This window comes from Vibrio sp. M260112 (assembly GCF_036533775.1).
Taxonomy (GTDB): Bacteria; Pseudomonadota; Gammaproteobacteria; order Enterobacterales; family Vibrionaceae; genus Vibrio.
The window spans coordinates 1-469 of record NZ_JATABH010000201.1 but is presented as its reverse complement, the minus strand read 5'-3'; the positions used below and the strand labels follow the sequence as shown (position 1 = coordinate 469).

4 tRNA genes are annotated in these 469 nt (G+C 48.2%); all 4 read left to right on the top strand.

Annotation, left to right across the window (positions count from 1 at the left end):
- Position 1: 1 nt before the first annotated feature.
- The 4 genes from QTN95_RS21105 to QTN95_RS21090 all read left to right on the top strand — a co-directional run bounded on the left by QTN95_RS21105 (position 2) and on the right by QTN95_RS21090 (position 326).
- Positions 2–69: transfer RNA gene (locus QTN95_RS21105), tRNA-Glu, on the top strand.
- A gap of 2 nt (positions 70–71) precedes the next feature.
- Positions 72–147, top strand: a tRNA-Lys gene (locus QTN95_RS21100).
- A 14-nt stretch (positions 148–161) separates the two neighbouring features.
- Positions 162–237 (top strand) — tRNA-Ala (locus tag QTN95_RS21095).
- A gap of 13 nt (positions 238–250) precedes the next feature.
- Positions 251–326 (top strand) — tRNA-Val (locus tag QTN95_RS21090).
- Positions 327–469 lie beyond the last annotated feature (143 nt).

Genomic DNA, 469 nt, shown 5'->3' with positions numbered 1-469 from the left:
TCGTCTAGAGGCCTAGGACACCGCCCTTTCACGGCGGTAACAGGGGTTCGACTCCCCTACGGGATACCATTGGGTCGTTAGCTCAGTTGGTAGAGCAGTTGACTTTTAATCAATTGGTCGCAGGTTCGAATCCTGCACGACCCACCATTTTCTCAAGATATGGGGCTATAGCTCAGCTGGGAGAGCGCCTGCCTTGCACGCAGGAGGTCAGCAGTTCGATCCTGCTTAGCTCCACCATTCTTGATTCGATGGGCGATTAGCTCAGTTGGGAGAGCACCTGCCTTACAAGCAGGGGGTCACTGGTTCGAGCCCGGTATCGCCCACCATCTTTAAGCATACTTGCTTGAGTGTTCTTAAAAATGGTTTCGAAAGAAACTTGCTCTTTAACAATTTGGAAAGCTGACGAATAACAACAATCCCCATATCTTTGATATGCGTTGTTATTCAAATTAAAAGTTCTCAAATCCTA